The following is a 17715-nucleotide window of genomic DNA, read 5'->3' on the forward strand; positions in this document are numbered from 1 at the left end:
CTCACCTTAAACGGCTTGATTGCATCAACTCCAGCACTCTGCTTGAAATATTTAAATTTCATTGATTTTACCCAGGTGGTCGATTTCAATCACAGAACCGACTTCATTATGATCAAGATAAAATTGAATCCGTACCGACTTCACTTCCCCATTGCCAAGCCAAATCAATTTGGGCGCATCCTGCATGGTCAGATCCCGGTTTTGTGCATTTTCATAACGCTGATCCAAAGGCTGAATCTGCAAAGATACTTTATCTGGTAAAGCTTGGGTCTTAAATTCTGTATAGGGAATCCATTTCTGTGATGTGCTACTTAACCTAAAATCGGTATGGGCCGGATTTTTTTGATATTCCACCACAGTGTACTGAAATGGACTGACATCCGTTGCCGTCTGGGTCTGCAAGGCAAGCACCCGAGCCTGATCATTCGCTTCACGTAAAATACGTTGTAAATCTAGCATAAACACTTCACGTGCCTGCATGGCTTTACGCTGATCCACTCCACCTTTATTCAGCATCACCAGGGATGCCAGAATTCCCATAATGACAATCACCACCATCAATTCGATGAGTGTAAAACCACGACTTGATGGCAGAGACTGGATTTTCATGGAATGCCTTTAAGCAAATTGCTCAACCGGATTAATCTTCTTTGGCAAAGCCAGAGCCTGGTCGATATAGGCCACTCGCAAAGTATCACGAGAGCCGAGATAACGCTGATAGAAACTGGAGTTCAGGATTGCGGCTGCACCATGAGTCAGCGACCAGATCGAAGCCAGATAATCACGTACCGGCATACTGCTCTGAATTGATTCCAGATAGCTTTCTGTCATACGAATAATCAGACGTAAACGCTGTTTCCGGATCTGGTAAAGCTCGGTAAATAATTGCTGAATACCCACCCCAGTCGTCGATAAACGTTCCTCAATCTGATGAAACAATACTGTACGTTCCGGATGATGCAGATGGTGCAACATAAAGAAAGCCAGATGCTCTGGAAAAGCCTTTTCCGCATCCTGGATCATTTCCAGCAGCATACGTTCATTACGGATGATGAGCAGCATATACAGCTCATCCTTGCTCTGGAAATGTTTATAGAGTGTGCCTTTAGCCAAATCCAGTTCTGCAGCCAACGCATCTAGCGTCATACCTGCTTCACCATTTTCCAGCAGCAGCTGTTCTGCTACTTGAAAAATCAAGGTTTCTCTTGCTCGAAACTGAGCCTGACGATCCATCTTCACCCTATAACTCTCTTCTGCTCTTATTTAATTCGTATTACTTAAAATTTAGAAGATTTTCAAAATTCTGCATTGTGATTGCAGCCATTTCTTCCAAGCTCTTATCATATACATCACATAAGGCTTTGGCTACAAATGGAACATATTTCGGTTCATTTGATTTACCGCGATAAGGCACAGGTGCCAGATAAGGACTATCCGTTTCAATCAGCACACGATCTAGTGGAACCTGTTTCGCCACATCACGTAAATCCTGCGCATTTTTGAAAGAAACAATGCCTGAGAAAGACACATAATAACCACAGTCAAGAACTGCTTTCGCTGTTTCCCAGTCCTCAGTAAAACAGTGCAGAATGCCATGCGTAGATTTTTCAGCGCGAATGATATCGACTGTGTCATGCTTGGCTGAACGAGTATGCACCACTACCGGTTTTTTCACGATTTGGGAAGCATGAATATGACGTGCAAAACAGTCTTTCTGCTCTTGAATGAAATCAGTACTATGGAAATAATCCAGACCTGTTTCGCCTAAAGCCCAAACTTTTTCTGGCTGCGCCAGCTCAACCAGATAATCCGTAGTTGCGCGTGCCATGGTTGCAACATCTTCACAGGGATGCACACCCACGGTATAGCCTACATCAGCATGTCGTGCCGCAATTTTGGCCAGTTCGATATGATCATCAAGATCTACCGAAATACTCATAAACTTGGAAACACCTGCCTCACGCGCCTGTGCAAGCGCCAGATCCAGATCACCGTTGTAAGGCGTTAAGTCGAGTAAAGTTAAATGGCAATGCGTATCTACAAACACGGTGCAGTCCTTTCAGCAGGGAGAATCTACATAGTGTAGCTTCTACGCCCTGCAGTTTTAAGCCCTGCAACCAGTCGTTCGGCCTCATTTTTAAAGAAAACGCCTTTATCACCGCTTAACTGGATGCCAAAACCCTGAGGCTTAATACCATTTTGTTTTTGTGATACCCAGATCACCTTACCAGTTAAAGGAATTTTCTGTGATTGTTCAGGTAAAGTAGTCAGGACGAAAACTTCATCCCCTAGCTTTACTGTCTGATTGGAAGGAATAAAAAGACCGCCACCTGCAACAAATGGCATATAGCTGGCAAATAGAGTTTCAATATCAGGAATATTCGCCTGAATAATCCCCCCCATACGTGATTGCATATTCTTCTCCTTTTTTTGTTAAAGATTCATCAGTCGAATACAGAGCTGGTCCAGAACCAGATTGCTTTGTACATTCTGTTCCAGATATTGTTTAGACTGCTGAAATTCCCCATAAATATCAAAAAGCTGTTCTAATGAATATTGTGCAGCCAGCACTTCAAATTCCAAATCGATGTTTTTAATGGCCTGATTTAGCTTGACACAAATCAAATCCGACAACAAGTATTCAAACATCTGCCCAAAATCATTAAAACTCAAGCTCTTGTTCCATCGCGTTGCAATTGCAATCGGCATATTTTTTTCTATGACCAGTTTTTTCCAGTCTTGCAGAAAATCCTGACGCATCGGCATCCAGGCACTTTGGGCCACTTCAATCGCCTGCAACGGCATCTGGTTTGCCAGATTCATTAATAATTGCTGCTGGGAAAATCCTGCTTCCGGTAAATATTCGCTTAGATAATTTGTTGCCTGATCCGATGTAATACGATCCAAAGCAAAATGTTGTAAACGGCTGCGAATTGTCGCAGGTAATTTTAAATAATGATCGGCCAGCAGAATAATAACAATGTTTTCACCCGGCTCTTCCAGGGTTTTCAGCAAAGCATTGGAAGAAGCAATATTCAGTGCTTCAGCAGGTTCTATAACGATAACACGCCAGCCATCAACTGTTTGCTGCACAAATGGCAATAAATCCCGAATCTTTTCAATTTTGATTTTAACATTCTGTTTTTTGTTTTCTTCATCGGTACTGATGTAAACATAGTTCGGATGAGTATCTGCTTTTAGCCACTGACAACTGCCACATTCACCACATGGCAAATTGCGCACATGACGATTTTGACACAGCACCCATGCCAGAAACTGCTGAGTAAAAGCTTCCTTACCACAGCCTTTTTTGCCATAAAATAGTAGTCCATGCCCAAGCTGGGGAAAACGCCCAGTAAGCGTATCCCAGACTTGTTGTTGCCAAGGATAGATGTGTGCGGTGGCATCAAGTGGCATGCTAAATTCTCAAATTAGGCGAATACAGATGGATCAAGCTGATTCAGACGATCCAGATCCTGCTGGGTATCTACCCCAGGTGGCAAACTCACTTCAGCAACCGATATGGCAATACGGTGACCATTTTCCAGCACACGTAACTGTTCTAATGATTCCAGCTTTTCCAGAACTCCCATCTCCCAGGTCACGTATTCCTGAAGCAACTGTACACGATAAGCATACAGACCCAGATGGCGATAAGCGTGATTATGCAGTCTCTGCTTGGCTTGTTTTGCACCATCACGATCATAAGGAATCGTGGCACGGCTAAAATACAGTGCCTGTTTGTGCTTTGACATCACCACTTTCACGATACTGTCACGCTGAAATTCTTCAAGCTGATGAATAGGCTCACATAGCGTCGACATAGACGATTCTGGCTGATCAACCAGCAACTGAGCCACTTGCTGAACCAGTTGCGCTGGTAATAACGGCTCATCACCTTGAACATTGACGATAATATCATCACTGTCCCAGCCTTTGATTCGCGCTACTTCACTCAAGCGATCTGTACCTGATGGATGATCTGCTGAAGTAATGACAACATCTACACCTTCGGCACGACATACTGCTGCAATACGTTCATCATCCGTCGCTACACATAGATCATCAAAGCCTTCTACTTTGCGCGCCTGATCCACCACCCGCAGAATCATTGGGCGACCATGGATCTCTAATAAAGGTTTACCCGGCAGACGTGAGCTGGCAAAGCGTGCAGGAATGACAATGTGTTTCATAATGAATAAACCTTAAGAAATAGAAATACCGTGTTCAGCAAGTTGTTGCTGCAAAACCTTATAACAGGCCGGTGATAACACTGCCTCAACAGGCACTACCCAGATATCACGTTTAAATTCCGGATTCTGTTTGAGTAAAGCCATGATCTTTACTGCATCTTTTTCAGTGGTAATGATCGGATGCTGATCTTCAAACTGCAGATCTTCAATTTCATAATCATGATGATCCGGGAATTCGTGGCACTGGAATTGCTGAATCCCTAAGCTTTCCAAGGTCTGATAGAAACGCTGTGGAAAACCAATACCCACGACGGCATAAAAAGGTAAGTTCGGATCAAAAGCCCGCGGCTCTACCTGATTCAGTAAAAACGGCTGTGATGCAGCCAAATGCATATGTAAATCTGATTGTGGATGAGCAGAATGCTCAATTACAGTACCAGTTTTTAGACGTTCAACTGACTCACGTAAATAGCCTTCTGGTAGAAGTTTCTGATTGCCTAGACCACGATTATTATCCAGCACAATCCATTCAATCTGACGATTCAAAGCCCAGTGCTGTAAACCATCATCGCAAATAATCAAATCCAGATCATGTTTGGATAATAGCAGCTCTATACTCTGCTGACGATTCGGACCCACAGCCATCGGCACACCTGTGGACTGCACAATCAGTGCAGGTTCATCGCCGACACTTTCTGCAGTCGCCTGCGCATCGACATAGCACGGAAATGGGCCTTTACCTCCATATCCACGACTAATGACGCCAACCCGGACATTCTTCTTAGCCAGATATTCAACCAGATGGATCAATAGAGGCGTTTTACCACTCCCACCAACAGTAATATTACCAATCACCATCACAGGAACAGGTGCGGTATAACTCTCTTTAAAGCCTTTATCATATAAGGCTTTATTTAAGCTAAATCCGATCTGGTACAGCCAGGACAATGGCCGAAAAACAATGAGCCATTTGGCCTGTGTATTCCAGGCATCCTGAATGACCTGTGCCAATGACATACTTATTGTTCCTCAAAGTTGCGTTGGTGCAACTGATAATAAGCACCCTTGCGGTTGATCAATTCCTGGTGTGTTCCCTGCTCCAGAATACGGCCTTGATCCATCACGACAATACTGTCAGCATTTTCAATCGTAGATAAACGGTGAGCAATCACAATAGTAGTACGATCCTGCATTGCCGCATCAAAAGCACGCTGAATAAAGTATTCAGATTCATTATCCAGCGCACTGGTCGCTTCATCCAGAATTAAAACCGGTGCATTTTTCAGAATAGCACGGGCAATCGCAATACGCTGACGTTGACCACCAGACAGATTCAGACCTTGCGCCCCAAGCTCAGTGTCATAGCCTTGAGGTAAGGCCATAATAAAGTCATGTGCATAAGCGGCTTTAGCTGCGGCAATAATATCTTCTTCAGCAGCCCCTTCTAGCTGACCATAGGCGATATTTTCACGCACGGTGCGGTTAAATAGCACTACTTGCTGATTCACCATCGAGATCTGGGTACGCAAAGCATTCAATTCAAAATCTTTAATATCTTTACCATCAAACAGGATTTGACCAGAGCTTGCTTCCTGATAACGCATGAGCAGGTTCACCAGTGAAGTTTTACCTGCACCCGAGCGACCTACCAATGCCACTGTTTGCCCAGCTTTTACATTAAGATTCAGATCTGTTAAAGCCTGGTAACCATCTGAATAGGTTAAACTCACATTTTGCAGCTGGATATTGCCTTTTAAAGTATCTTTTAAAGTACCGGCATTTTTTTCTTCCGGCATATCCAGCAATTCAAATACTGAATAGGCTGCTGCCATACCACGCTGAATTTTTTCATTGACTTCAGTCAGTGCTTTAATTGGTTTAGACAACATACCTGCAACAGTAATATAAGCGACAAATTCACCTGCAGTAGTGTCACGCAAGATTTCTGGACGCAAAGCCAGGAACATGACAATACTCAGTGCAATAGACATGATGAACTGTACGATCGGGCTATTAAGTTCTTTTACTACAACCATTTTTAAGCCACGACGCAAATTTTCTAGAGAGTGCTTTCTAAAACGTTCCTGCTCATAAGTCTGACCACCAAAAGCTTTCACCACCATATTGGCATTTACAGATTCCTGCACAACATGGTTCACATCACCCATCGTGTTCTGCACTTGCTTGGACAGCTTACGCATACGCTGTGCAGCTTTACGAATAAGCAGACCAATGATCGGTGCGAAAATCAGAATAATTAAGGTTAAACGCCAGTTGGTATAAAGCAGATAACCAATCAGCGCGATTGTGATCAAACCTTGCTGCACAATCACTTTAAGTGAATCACTTGAGGCAGCAGTCAACTGCTCAACGTTATACATAATTTTCGCGGTAATATGCCCACTGGTATTATCCAGAAAATATTGCGAAGGCAGACGCATCAGCTTGGCAAAAACTTCCTGACGAATATTAAAAACCAGATTTCGGGAAATCACTGCGGTAAAATAACCACCAAGAAATAAACCTACCCCACGGAAAAAGATCAGTAAGACCACCAGAAACGGGAAGATCGTTGTAAAACCTTGATCTCGAGTCTGAATCGCCTCAATAATATATTCCAGCAACTTGGCAACAGAAACTTCTGTTGCAGCATTGATGGCAAAACCAAGGATAACCAGTAAGGCCAATCCCCAAAATTGTTTTAAATAACTGAGAAGACGTAGATAGACTTTTAAATCTTGCTTCACTAATAACCTCGGGTAGGTACTTTCGTACTGATGTTGATATTCACAAAGCCAAGTTGCCCTGCAACATCCATAACGCGAATGACATCCTGATGGGCTGCTTTTGCATCAGCAGCAATCACGAACATTAAATCACGTCGTTCGTTAGAAATCTGTTTAATTGCCGTATTTAAATCAGCCACTTCCTTACTCGCCAATGACTGTCCATTCACTGCATAGTGCCCATTCGCATCCACAGTGACTTCAACCTTTTGATCAAAGTTCTTCGGTGGAACCCCTTGTGCATCCGGCAAGGTCAGGTTCATACGACTGAGTTGACTAAAAGTCGTAGAAAGCAATAGAAATACCAAGATAAATAACAGACAGTCAATCATTGGTGTAAGGTTGATATGAACATCTTCAACCTGATTACGTTTGAATTTCATGACACACCTCAGCTCGCCTTCTGAAGGCTTTCATCAGCTTCCGAAGTATGCGAATAAAACAGGTCAGCATGAAATAAAGTCGCCTGCTGCTCCAGCTCGGCCACATATTCCTGTACCAGACGCTGGAAATAACGATGCGCAAACAAGGCAGGGATCGCTATCAGCATCCCGGCAGCTGTGGTAATCAATGCCTTGGAAATCCCCGGCATCATTAGCACTGGATCGCTAGTGGCACCTACATCGACCATGAGAAAAGATTCAATAATCCCGATTACTGTACCGAGCAAACCCAACAAAGGTGCAACTGCACTTAAGGTTCCCAAAAAGTTGATATTTCTTTCCAGATAACCGATTTCCTGCGAAGCAACAACTTCCATCTGAGCACGTGCATATTGCTCAGTCTGTTGCTGACTTGCCGCACCTGCTGCAAAAACACGGCCCAATGTACTCCCTTGCAGGGATTTATTCGCATTTAGTTTTTGCATCACCTGACGGGCATTTTGACCGGGACCCATCAGAAGTGTTTTAGGCAATATCAGGCTCTTTTTCAGGCAAATAAATCGCTCTAATGAGATAGCCACCATGAAAATCGAACACAATACCAAGGGTAGCATCAGCCACCCACCTGCTTTTACCAATTCCCACATCTGATTTGTCCCCAATCAAGAATCAAATTTTATTCGTCATCCAGGATCGAAAGGATACCGTCTAGCTCTTCCAGTGAATGATAGCTAATGACCAGCTTTCCTTTGCCCTGCTTGTTATAATCAATTTTTACTTCTGCACTAAAACGTTCTGAAAGACGTTGTGTCAGTTGTTGAATATCCGGCGCTACGACTGGCTTCGCCTTATCCTGTTTCGGGGTATTGAAATCACGTACTAGTTGCTCAGTCTGACGTACAGACAGGCTCTTTTCAATTACCATTTCAGCCACTTTTAGCTGATCTTTGGCTTTTAAAGTCAGAATCGCACGGGCATGCCCCATATCCAGCAGACCTTGCTGCATAAAATCTTTGACTTCTTCAGCCAAGGTCAATAAACGCAGTAAATTGCTGACTGTCGTACGTGCCTTACCTACCGTATCAGCAATTTCCTGATGGCTCAGACCAAACTCTTCATGGAAACGTTGCAGCGCCATCGCCTGATCAATTGGATTCAAGTCCTGACGCTGAATGTTTTCAATCAAAGCCAACGCAATTGCCACCTGATCATTCAGATCACGGACTATCGCAGGAACTTCTGTGAGGCCTGCCAATTGTGCTGCACGCCAGCGACGCTCACCCGCAATAATTTCATAAGGATGGCGTTCATCATCTACCGGACGGATGACGATCGGCTGCATGATGCCATGCTTCTCAATTGAAGCAGCCAGCTCCTGCAGATCCTGTTCATTGATATAGCGACGTGGCTGATACTCACCACGCTTGAGCAGATTGACATCAATCTGCTTCAGCTGACCATGATCCAGACCTTGCGCTTCAAGCTGTAATTTTTCTTTTTGAATTGACCCCAGTAATGCATCCAAACCACGACCTTTGGCGAGTCCACGTTTCTTCACGGTCATGCTTTACTTCCTTTTTTCACTTTGCTTTTCTTTAACATTTCAGCCGCCAGATTGAGGTAAGCAACTGCACCCTTTGAACTTTTTTCAAAATAAATCACTGGCAAACCATGTGCTGGTGCTTCAGCCAGACGGATATTACGTGGAATCACGGTATCGTAAAGTTTCTTACCAAAATATTGTTGTAATTCTTCAGAGACATCGCGTGTCAAGGCATTACGTGCATCATACATGGTACGTAATACACCCACGATTTGCAGATCAGGATTGAGTGCTTGCTGAATACGGTCAATGGTCTGCGTTAAGTCTGCCAATCCTTCTAAGGCATAGTATTCACATTGCATTGGAATAATCACACCATCCACAGCTGCCAATGCATTTACGGTAATTAAGCTCAGACTTGGCGCACAGTCAACGATAATATAATCGTATGCAGATTCAATTTCCTGCAAAGCTTCACGCAAAATAAACTCACGGCCTTCCTGTTCGGCAATTGCCAACTCTACCCCAGCCAGATCACGGTTGGCACCTAATACTTTATAACCAACTTCTGCTTTGGTAATTGCCGTTTCAATGGGTACTTCACCCAACAACACATCTGTGACTGAATAAAGTAGGTCATTCTTCTGAATGCCCGAACCCATCGTAGCATTACCTTGTGAATCCATATCCACAAGCAGCACACGTTTTTTTAATACTGCGAGAGATGCCGCCAAATTTACTGCGGTTGTGGTTTTTCCAACGCCACCCTTCTGGTTTGCAATCGCAATAATTTGTGCCATGTTGACCCCAATTCCTTTGAAAATCTTAAATTCGTTTTAATAAAAGTAAATGACGTTGTTCGTCTAAGCGCGGAACTTTTAGTTCAATAATCTCACAACTGAATTCATCTTTTAAAGCACTAACTTCATCTTGTGGAATCAGACCTTTCATGGAAGCAATAATACTTTGCTCATGCATATACGGTTTAGATGCATTCACAAAATCGGTCAATGAGGCAAAGGCACGACTGGTAATGACATCAAACTGACCAAGTTCATTAATGCTGTCTTCATTTTCAACACGTGTTTGCACTGCAATCACATTTTGCAGTTTCAGGTCAGCAATAAACTGCTTCAGAAAACGGATTTTCTTGCCATTTGAATCCAATAACACACAGTTACGCTCAGGCTGACATAATGCAATGATCATGCCCGGCATTCCGCCACCTGTACCAATATCAAGCAAGCGGCCTGATGGCAGATCCTTTAAAATGCTCAGACTGTCAAGCAGATGCTTAACCAGCATTTCCTTCGGATCACGAATAGCCGTCAGATTGTATGCCTTATTCCACAGCACCAAAGCATCCTGGTACTTGAGCAATAAATTTAAAGTTTCATCACTCAATGCTAAACCTAAAGCCTGGCTACCCTGCTTTAATTCCTGAAAAAACGTATGCATAAACAATCAACGCTCGAAAAAATTAGAAGAAAGTATACCGCTTTCTCTATATTGGCACAGTAGGGAGTGCTTAGTGAATATTCACTTAAGCATATTTCCCTTTACGAATTTCAGCATCCAGTGCAGTCAAACGCTCTGGCGTCCCGACATCAACCCAGTCACCCATCAGCTTTGATGCAGCAACCTGATTTGCCAGCATTGCCTCTTTGAGTAATGGCGCCAGTGGACGCTTACCGGCTTCCAGGCCTGCAAACATTTTTGGATCAAGCACAGATACACCACTAAAGGTCAGATTTTCACCCTGAACATTCTGTTCAAAGGTATAAGCTTTACCTTCAGCCAAAGTAAAGTCACCTTGTGGATGCTGAGGCGGGTTTTGCACCAATACCAGGTGTGCCAGGTTTTCACCCAGCGCTACTGTTAATAATGGCGCAAAGTCCATGGTGGTCCAAACATCACCATTTAACAGAATAAAAGGCTCTGCTCCAAGCAAAGGTAAGGCATTAATAATGCCACCGGCTGTTTCCAGCCCTTCACCTTCATGTGACCATAAAATCTTGATACCGAACTGTGAACCGTCACCCAAGGCCTGAGCCAGTTTTTCACCTAGCCAGGCAGTATTGATGACAATTTCAGTCACACCGATCGCCGCCAGCTTTTCGATATGCCAGACGATCAAAGGCTTGTCGCCTACTTCTAAGAGTGGCTTGGGGGTATGCAGCGTTAATGGGCGCATGCGATTACCCAGGCCCGCAGCCAGAATCATCGCTTTCATTTATGCAGCCACCTCATATACACCATATTTTTCTTCAAAGGCTGGCAATACACGCGCATTGATAAATTGCATAAATGGCTGCAATTCTGCATAAGGTTTACTTTCTTCCAGCAGATACCACATCACACGTGGTAAATCCTTCAGATATCCTGATTTACCATCACGTTCAAACAGGCGCACAAAAATACCTAAAATCTTGATATGACGTTGAATTGCCATCATGTCGGCATCTTTTTTGAACTGTTCAAAATCACGGCCTTCTTTGGCAGAAGCCGGCAATAAATTGTAGAAAGTTTCAAACCAGCGATAGACGCGATCAGCATTCCATTGCACATAGGCATCACGGGTAATTGAGATCAGATCATAAGTATCAGCACCAATCACGGCATCCTGAAAATCGATCACACCCAGATCCGTTTCACCCGCAATCTGCATCAGGTTACGGCTATGAAAATCACGGTGCACAATCACTTGAGGTTGAGCTAATGCTGCATTGGCCAGAATAGCAAAGCTGCGTTTAATCAGCGCACTTTCAGCTTCGGTCGGAATGACTTTTAAAGCCGGCAACATCCAGTCGGTCAGCAACTCCATTTCCGAGATCAGTTTTTCATAAGAATAATCAGGAAAATGACCTTCGCCTTGAATAGACTGCAAATGAACTAACTGTTTAAAACTCTGTTCATAATAAGCATCGACAGTGTCATCATTCAGCAGATCAGACAGCATCACATTACCGAAATCTTCGAGCAGCAATAGGCCATGTTCCAGATCTTTTGCCGCGATATGCGGTACGCGAACACCATTTGCATCAAAAAATTCATCTATAGTCACAAAAGGCACACAATCTTCTTTTTCTGGTGGTGCATCCATCAGCATAAATGTTTTATTATTCAGTTTGATTCGTGCATAACGACGAAAACTGGCATCGCCTGCTAAAAAATGAGTTTCAAATTGATCTGAACCGAGTACAGAAGCAATCCAAGATTGTATCAATTGTTCGCGTTGAGTATTCATTTGCAATAAATTCTAGTACAGGCTGAGTTTTTAAAGTGCTAAGTGTAGCTACTTATCAACTTTTTCTCTATGATGCGACAATAATTAATTGCGATAAAAGCATGATTGGTTAATGAGACAAATGAAGCATCAGTTTAAATATAATCCTTTAGCGACTGCGATCTTAACTTTGTTATGTGGTAGCTCAATTTCAAGCTATGCTGCAGAAAATGACTCATCTAACATCAATAATCAGCAGCTCAAACAAAGCCTACAGGAAACCTATCCTGGTGAAGCATTTTTCTCTCAATATTATGTCGATAAATCTACGCCTGAAGCTCAACAACGTCAGGGACAGTATTTAAGCTCTGCCTACTGTAAAGGCACCTGGATTACACCGGTTTCCCCTGAAGTTGAAGCAGTTACTCCAGATCAGGCGACTTCTACCGTCACTGCCGACTATGGTCACTACAATCCGGATGGCGACTCTTATTTAGAAGGCAATGTCATCATTGACCAGCAAGGTCGCCAGATTCGTGCGGACAAAGTGACCATTGACCAGACCCAGACCTACGCCAAAGCTCAAGGTCGCGTACAACTAGCCCAAGCCGGTCTGCTATCACAAAGCGATGATATTAATTACAATTTAAAGACCCAACAAGGCGACTTAAATAACAGCTTCTACATTGCTGAAGAACAACATGCGCACGGGCGTGCAGAAAAGATTGCCAGAACTTCAACTGAAACAGTTGAACTAGAAAATGCAACCTATACCACTTGCCCGCCTGAACAGAAGCCAACCTGGAAAATTCAGGCAGATCGGATCAAGCTGAATCAGGAAACCGGCCGTGGTGAAACCCGTAATACCAAAATATATGTTAAAGATGTGCCTGTTCTTGCAGTACCCTATTTTAACTTCCCGATTGATGATCGTCGTACCACCGGGATTCTGACGCCAAGTTTTGGTTTTACCAATGATGGCGGTTTAGAGCTTGGCGTTCCCGTCTACCTCAATCTTGCACCAAATTACGATGCCACTATTACCCCACGTTATATCGCTGACCGTGGTGCAATGCTGGATGGGCAGTTCCGTTATCTGACCGAGAACTTTGGCTATGGTCAAATTTGGGGGGGCATTTTACCTTCAGATCGTAGCTATGATGATCAAGACCGTAAAGACCTGCATTTTCGTCATGACTGGCAGATTAACAATCAGTTCTCAACCAATCTTGAATATAACTATGCTTCAGATAAAGACTTCTTCTCAGATCTAAATAATAACCCAAATTCTAAAACTGATCTGAATTTACGTCGTGCTTGGGAAATTAACTATAAAAATGGCATTCCTGGCTTAAAAGCACAGTTAAAAGCAGAAGACTTCCAGACCCTAGATCCGACTGTACTGGACGAAGACCGCCCTTATGCGCGTTTACCACAATTCCTGGTCAACTATAAAACTGGCAACCCGCTCGGCTGGCAATTCGAAGCCAATCACGATACCGCCTATTTCAAAAAAGATGTTAATAACATAAATCCAGCTACAGGCAGTTACGAACCGAGTGGTACACGTATCTATAATGATCTGGCTGTTCGATATAACCATCGGACACCTGGTTTATTCCTGCTTCCTCAATTGTCTTTGCGCAACATTAATACCTTCTATGACAAGGACACGATTGATCTTTTAAACCAGAATCAGACCAACTCTTCAAGTGAAAATAAATCTATTGTGGTGCCAGAATTCACTCTGGACACTGGCTTAATTTTCGAAAAAGAAGGCTCTTATCTACAGACCTTAACACCTCGTCTGTTCTATGCTTATTCACCATATGAAAACCAGCAGAATCAACCAAATTTTGACTCAGTGAATGCCTCGATCAATTATGATCAGCTCTTCAGTCCACGTCGTTTCTATGGTCATGACCGCTTAGAAGACAATAACTTTGCATCAGTAGGCTTAAGCTATAGCCTGTTCAATGATGTTGGTTTGGAACGTCTGCGTGCCAGTATAGGCCAAAGTTTCTTTTTTGAAGACCGTCGTGTGACTTTAGAACGAGATGTTGATGAATATGACCGTGAAACGCGTACTGGTCCTGTGCTTCAACTCTCTAGCCAGCTTTCTAATAATTACCATGTCAACTTTAACTCGGCATGGATGTCGAATGGTCAGAATGCACAGCGTGATGTGCAAGCCTATTATACTGGTGAACAAGGCAACCTCTACAATGTAGGTTATTTCTATCGCAAAGAAATTACTGACCGTCAAAAAAGCTATGATCAGGCCGTTGGTTCATTCATTCAGCCTGTTTTCAATAACTGGCGTTTGATTGGTCATGCTCAATATGATCTGGAAAACAACGTTGCACGTGAATATTTACTTGGCGTGAACTATGAGTCATGCTGTTGGGGTATTTCCGTCTATGGCCGCTCATATTACAATGATCTGGATGACATCAATGAAGCTGGTGTTAAACCAAAACGCATGATTATGGCGGAGCTCAGCCTGAGAGGTCTGGGTGGATTCAACAATAAATTGGCATCACTACTGGAAAACCGTATTCTGGGCTTTAATAATATCAATCAGACTTGGACAGAACGTTAATGAAGACAAAACAGTTAAAACATTTTTTTAAAGCAACCACACTTGCGCTATGCCTTTCTGCAGCAATACCTACTTTTGCTGTTGCACAGACCAAGGATGAAGTTGTAGCTGTTGTCGACAATAGCGTGATTCTTCGCAGTGACCTAGAGCAAAGCGTTGCAGAGATTTCTCATCAACTAGAAAAGCAAAACAAGCCTGCTCCACCTCAACAAATCCTGCAACATCAGGCCCTAGAACAGCTGATTTCACGTCAGGCTCAACTTGAACAGGTAAAGCGCTATAATATTCGCCCTGACGAAAAAGCGCTAAATGATGCGGTATTGAAAGTTGCACGTGATTCTGGCTCTTCAAGTCTGGAAGCATTCCAGCAAAAACTGGATTCAATTGCACCAAATACTTATGCTTCTCTACGTAATCGTATCGCAGAAGATCTTGCGATTAACCGCCTACGTCAGCAGATTGTGACCTCGCGCATCAAGATCAGTGATCAGGATGTGGAAAACTTCCTGAAAACCCCGCAAGGTCAGGCATTACTCGGCAGTCAGGTTCATGTACAGCATGTCCGCGTTTCTGGTTCCAATACAGCTCAAGTTGCAGCAGATGTAAAGAAAGAACTAGAAAACTCTACTGACCTAAAAGCAATTGAGAAGAAATACTCCAAAGATGGTGTCAAAGTTGAAGCTGCCGACATGGGCTTCCGCAATATTTCCGATATTCCGGATGAACTCGCATCACGCATCACCACTCTACAACCAGGTCAAACTTCTGAACTGATTGAAGCCCGCGATGGTGCTCACATCCTCAAACTGATTGATCGTAAAGCAGGTGAAAAGCGTGCACTCGTACAACAATATCAGACACGTCATATTCTGATTCAGCCTTCGGAAGTCGTTAGCCCTGAAAATGCCAAACAGATGATTGACAGTCTTTATACCCGCCTAAAAAATGGTGAAGACTTTGCCGTACTGGCGGCCACCTTCTCCAATGATCCAGGTTCAGCACGTGACAGTGGCAGTCTTGGCTGGGTGAATCCAGGTGTAATGGTTCCAGAATTTGAAGAACGTATGAAAAAAACGCCTGTAGGTCAAATCAGCGAGCCATTCCAGACCCAATTTGGCTGGCATATTCTACAGGTAACAGATACGCGCCAACAGGATATGACTTCAGAATACCAAGAACGTATGGCACGCCAACTTTTAGGCGAACGTCAGTTTAATACCGAACTGGATAGCTGGCTACGTGAAACACGTAATAATGCTTTTGTTGAGATTAAAGATCCTCAACTGCACCGTAAAAAAAATTAATATTCAGCGCTTTAAAAAACCGGCTTTTGGCCGGTTTTTTATTATCTTTATAAAATTATTACTATAAAAAAAACCTCTCATTGCTGAGAGGTTTTTTTAGATTCTTAAATCAGATTAACGGTTGTTTTCGTCATCTTGAGAATCTTCGAATTTTGCATCGTCAGTAAAGCCAGCGCCTTGACCACCGAAACCGCCTTGACCACCAAAGCCACCTTGACCACCGAAGCCACCAGGTTGACCGCCGCCGAAGCCACCTTGACCACCAAAGCCAGCGCCTTGACCGCCACCGAAGCCACCTTGACCGCCGAAGCCACCAGGTTGACCGCCACCAAAGCCACCTTGACCGCCGAAGCCACCAGGTTGACCGCCACCAAAGCCACCGCCTTGACCGCCAAAACCAGCGCCTTGAGGACCAGCTGGAGCACCTGCTGGACGTGGATTACGTGCAGGAACTACTGTAGAAATCGCATGTTTGTAAACCATTTGGCTTACAGTATTTTTTAATAATACAACGTATTGGTCAAATGATTCGATATGACCTTGTAGTTTGATACCGTTAACTAGGAAGATAGAAACAGGAATACGTTCTTTACGTAGGGAATTCAAGAACGGATCTTGTAAAGTTTGACCTTTAGACATGTTATAACTCCAAAAAATTTTAAAATCAGCGCAAAAAAACTATCTCTATTTTTCAATTAAAAATTATAAAAAAGATAGTCTGTAAATTTTGCTTTATCCGTAACAGTTTCGCAAGTCTTCTTGAGCCTGCTGTGCGGTAAAATATGTAGTAAATTTATGCTTATCTTGCAAAGATCTTAACCATGTGTATTGACGTTTAGCAAGTTGTCGTGTTGCAAACAATGCCTTGTCTTCCATTTCCCGCTGTTTTTCAATACTTCGATCACTATTTTTTATAAATTCGATCGCCTGACGATAACCAACGGAACGCATAGAGGGAAGATTTTCATCGAAATCGTATTTTCTCATCAAGTTTTCCACTTCATTTAAAAAACCGATTTCCCACATAATTTCTAATCGTTTTTCAATACGCTTATGTAATTCTACTCGGTCTGGCATCAGCGCGTAATTATGAAAACTGTAACGATATGGTTGATTTTTTGGTTGTTCTGCTTGTAGTTTTGTTATAGCTTCACCCGTCAGCTTATAAACCTCTAAAGCCCGAATAATGCGCTGCTTGTCGCTTACTTTGAATTTTTTCCCTGCGACTGGATCTACACGACATAATTCTGCATAGACAGCTTCCCACCCTTCCCGCTCGGCTTTTGCTTCAATTTCGCCACGTACCGCATAATCCGCACTTGGCAAATTGTCAGATAATCCTTCTAACAATGCTTTGAAATACAGCATTGTTCCACCGACCAAAATCGGGGTTTTGCCACGTGCATGCATATCGTCAATCAGGCGGCAGGCATCTTCGACAAAATTGGCAGCTGAATACACCTCTAAAGGACTAATAATATCAATCAGATGATGCGGATACTGCTCTAATTCCGCTTTGGTGGGTTTGGCTGTACCAATATCCATTTCCCGGTAAACCAGCGCTGAATCGACGGAAATCAGCTCAAAATTTCCTTGCTCATAAAGTTCACATGCCAAAGCGGTTTTACCACTTGCAGTTGGTCCCATTAAGTTGATGACCGGCAATTGATTTGACATG

The 17715-nt window shown here is 43.3% G+C and carries 19 protein-coding genes; 2 read left to right on the forward strand and 17 right to left on the reverse strand.

Annotated features, from left to right (window positions below; genetic code table 11):
* Positions 1-51: 51 nt before the first annotated feature.
* The 15 genes from IHE35_RS08665 to IHE35_RS08735 all read right to left on the reverse strand — a co-directional run bounded on the left by IHE35_RS08665 (position 52) and on the right by IHE35_RS08735 (position 12152).
* Positions 52-609: a type II secretion system protein gene (locus IHE35_RS08665; RefSeq protein ID WP_242787026.1), complete on the reverse strand. Its 558-nt coding sequence runs from the start codon at positions 607-609 to the stop codon at positions 52-54.
* Positions 610-618: 9 nt separating this feature from the next.
* A complete protein-coding gene (locus tag IHE35_RS08670) occupies positions 619-1233 on the reverse strand; it encodes a TetR/AcrR family transcriptional regulator (protein ID WP_242787027.1) in 615 nt (204 codons plus the stop codon).
* 40 nt (positions 1234-1273) lie between these two features.
* Positions 1274-2047 carry a TatD family hydrolase gene (locus tag IHE35_RS08675; RefSeq protein WP_242787028.1) on the reverse strand — a complete coding sequence of 258 codons (774 nt, stop codon included), beginning with the start codon at positions 2045-2047 and terminating at the stop codon, positions 1274-1276.
* Between the two features lie 26 nt (positions 2048-2073).
* Positions 2074-2415, reverse strand: a complete 342-nt coding sequence (locus IHE35_RS08680; RefSeq protein ID WP_242787029.1) for a PilZ domain-containing protein — start codon at positions 2413-2415, stop codon at positions 2074-2076.
* A gap of 18 nt (positions 2416-2433) precedes the next feature.
* The gene (locus IHE35_RS08685; RefSeq protein WP_242787030.1) at positions 2434-3417 is read right to left on the reverse strand and encodes a DNA polymerase III subunit delta'; all 984 of its coding nucleotides are present in this window, start codon (positions 3415-3417) and stop codon (positions 2434-2436) included.
* 14 nt (positions 3418-3431) lie between these two features.
* Positions 3432-4193, reverse strand: coding sequence for a 3-deoxy-manno-octulosonate cytidylyltransferase (kdsB, locus tag IHE35_RS08690; protein WP_242787031.1), 762 nt, complete (start codon positions 4191-4193; stop codon positions 3432-3434).
* Positions 4194-4205: 12 nt separating this feature from the next.
* Positions 4206-5210, reverse strand: coding sequence for a tetraacyldisaccharide 4'-kinase (gene lpxK / locus IHE35_RS08695; protein WP_242787032.1), 1005 nt, complete (start codon positions 5208-5210; stop codon positions 4206-4208).
* Positions 5211-5212: 2 nt separating this feature from the next.
* Complete coding sequence (msbA, locus tag IHE35_RS08700; RefSeq protein WP_242787033.1) at positions 5213-6940, reverse strand: lipid A export permease/ATP-binding protein MsbA; 1728 nt, start codon at positions 6938-6940, stop codon at positions 5213-5215.
* Positions 6940-7362, reverse strand: a complete 423-nt coding sequence (locus IHE35_RS08705) for a biopolymer transporter ExbD (protein WP_004815566.1) — start codon at positions 7360-7362, stop codon at positions 6940-6942. The genes msbA and IHE35_RS08705 overlap by 1 nt, the downstream gene beginning before the upstream one ends.
* An 8-nt stretch (positions 7363-7370) precedes the next feature.
* Positions 7371-8009, reverse strand: coding sequence for a MotA/TolQ/ExbB proton channel family protein (locus IHE35_RS08710; RefSeq protein WP_242787034.1), 639 nt, complete (start codon positions 8007-8009; stop codon positions 7371-7373).
* 29 nt (positions 8010-8038) lie between these two features.
* Entirely contained in the window at positions 8039-8926 is an 888-nt protein-coding gene (locus IHE35_RS08715) for a ParB/RepB/Spo0J family partition protein (protein ID WP_242787035.1), read from the reverse strand.
* Complete coding sequence (locus IHE35_RS08720; protein WP_242787036.1) at positions 8923-9705, reverse strand: ParA family protein; 783 nt, start codon at positions 9703-9705, stop codon at positions 8923-8925. The genes IHE35_RS08715 and IHE35_RS08720 overlap by 4 nt, the downstream gene beginning before the upstream one ends.
* A 25-nt stretch (positions 9706-9730) precedes the next feature.
* Entirely contained in the window at positions 9731-10363 is a 633-nt protein-coding gene (rsmG, locus tag IHE35_RS08725) for a 16S rRNA (guanine(527)-N(7))-methyltransferase RsmG (protein ID WP_103799742.1), read from the reverse strand.
* Positions 10364-10448: 85 nt separating this feature from the next.
* Positions 10449-11138 (reverse strand): N-acetylmuramate alpha-1-phosphate uridylyltransferase MurU, encoded by a 690-nt coding sequence (gene murU, locus IHE35_RS08730; protein WP_242787037.1) that lies wholly within the window; start codon positions 11136-11138, stop codon positions 10449-10451.
* Positions 11139-12152 (reverse strand): phosphotransferase, encoded by a 1014-nt coding sequence (locus IHE35_RS08735; RefSeq protein WP_242787038.1) that lies wholly within the window; start codon positions 12150-12152, stop codon positions 11139-11141. It abuts the gene before it with no gap.
* A gap of 121 nt (positions 12153-12273) precedes the next feature.
* On the opposite strand from IHE35_RS08735, the gene lptD reads away from it, so the two are divergent.
* Together lptD and IHE35_RS08745 are read left to right on the forward strand one after the other, a co-directional pair.
* A complete protein-coding gene (gene lptD, locus IHE35_RS08740) occupies positions 12274-14733 on the forward strand; it encodes an LPS assembly protein LptD (protein ID WP_242787039.1) in 2460 nt (819 codons plus the stop codon).
* Positions 14733-16037 (forward strand): peptidylprolyl isomerase, encoded by a 1305-nt coding sequence (locus IHE35_RS08745; RefSeq protein ID WP_242787040.1) that lies wholly within the window; start codon positions 14733-14735, stop codon positions 16035-16037. Before lptD ends, IHE35_RS08745 begins: the two co-directional genes overlap by 1 nt.
* A 114-nt stretch (positions 16038-16151) precedes the next feature.
* Here the strand turns inward: IHE35_RS08745 and hfq are convergent, their stop codons facing one another.
* Complete coding sequence (gene hfq / locus IHE35_RS08750) at positions 16152-16676, reverse strand: RNA chaperone Hfq (RefSeq protein WP_242787041.1); 525 nt, start codon at positions 16674-16676, stop codon at positions 16152-16154.
* 93 nt (positions 16677-16769) lie between these two features.
* Positions 16770-17714, reverse strand: a complete 945-nt coding sequence (gene miaA, locus IHE35_RS08755; RefSeq protein WP_242787042.1) for a tRNA (adenosine(37)-N6)-dimethylallyltransferase MiaA — start codon at positions 17712-17714, stop codon at positions 16770-16772.
* Position 17715: the final 1 nt, after the last annotated feature.

It is taken from the genome of Acinetobacter sp. ASP199 (assembly GCF_022700675.1).
Lineage (GTDB): Bacteria > Pseudomonadota > Gammaproteobacteria > Pseudomonadales > Moraxellaceae > Acinetobacter.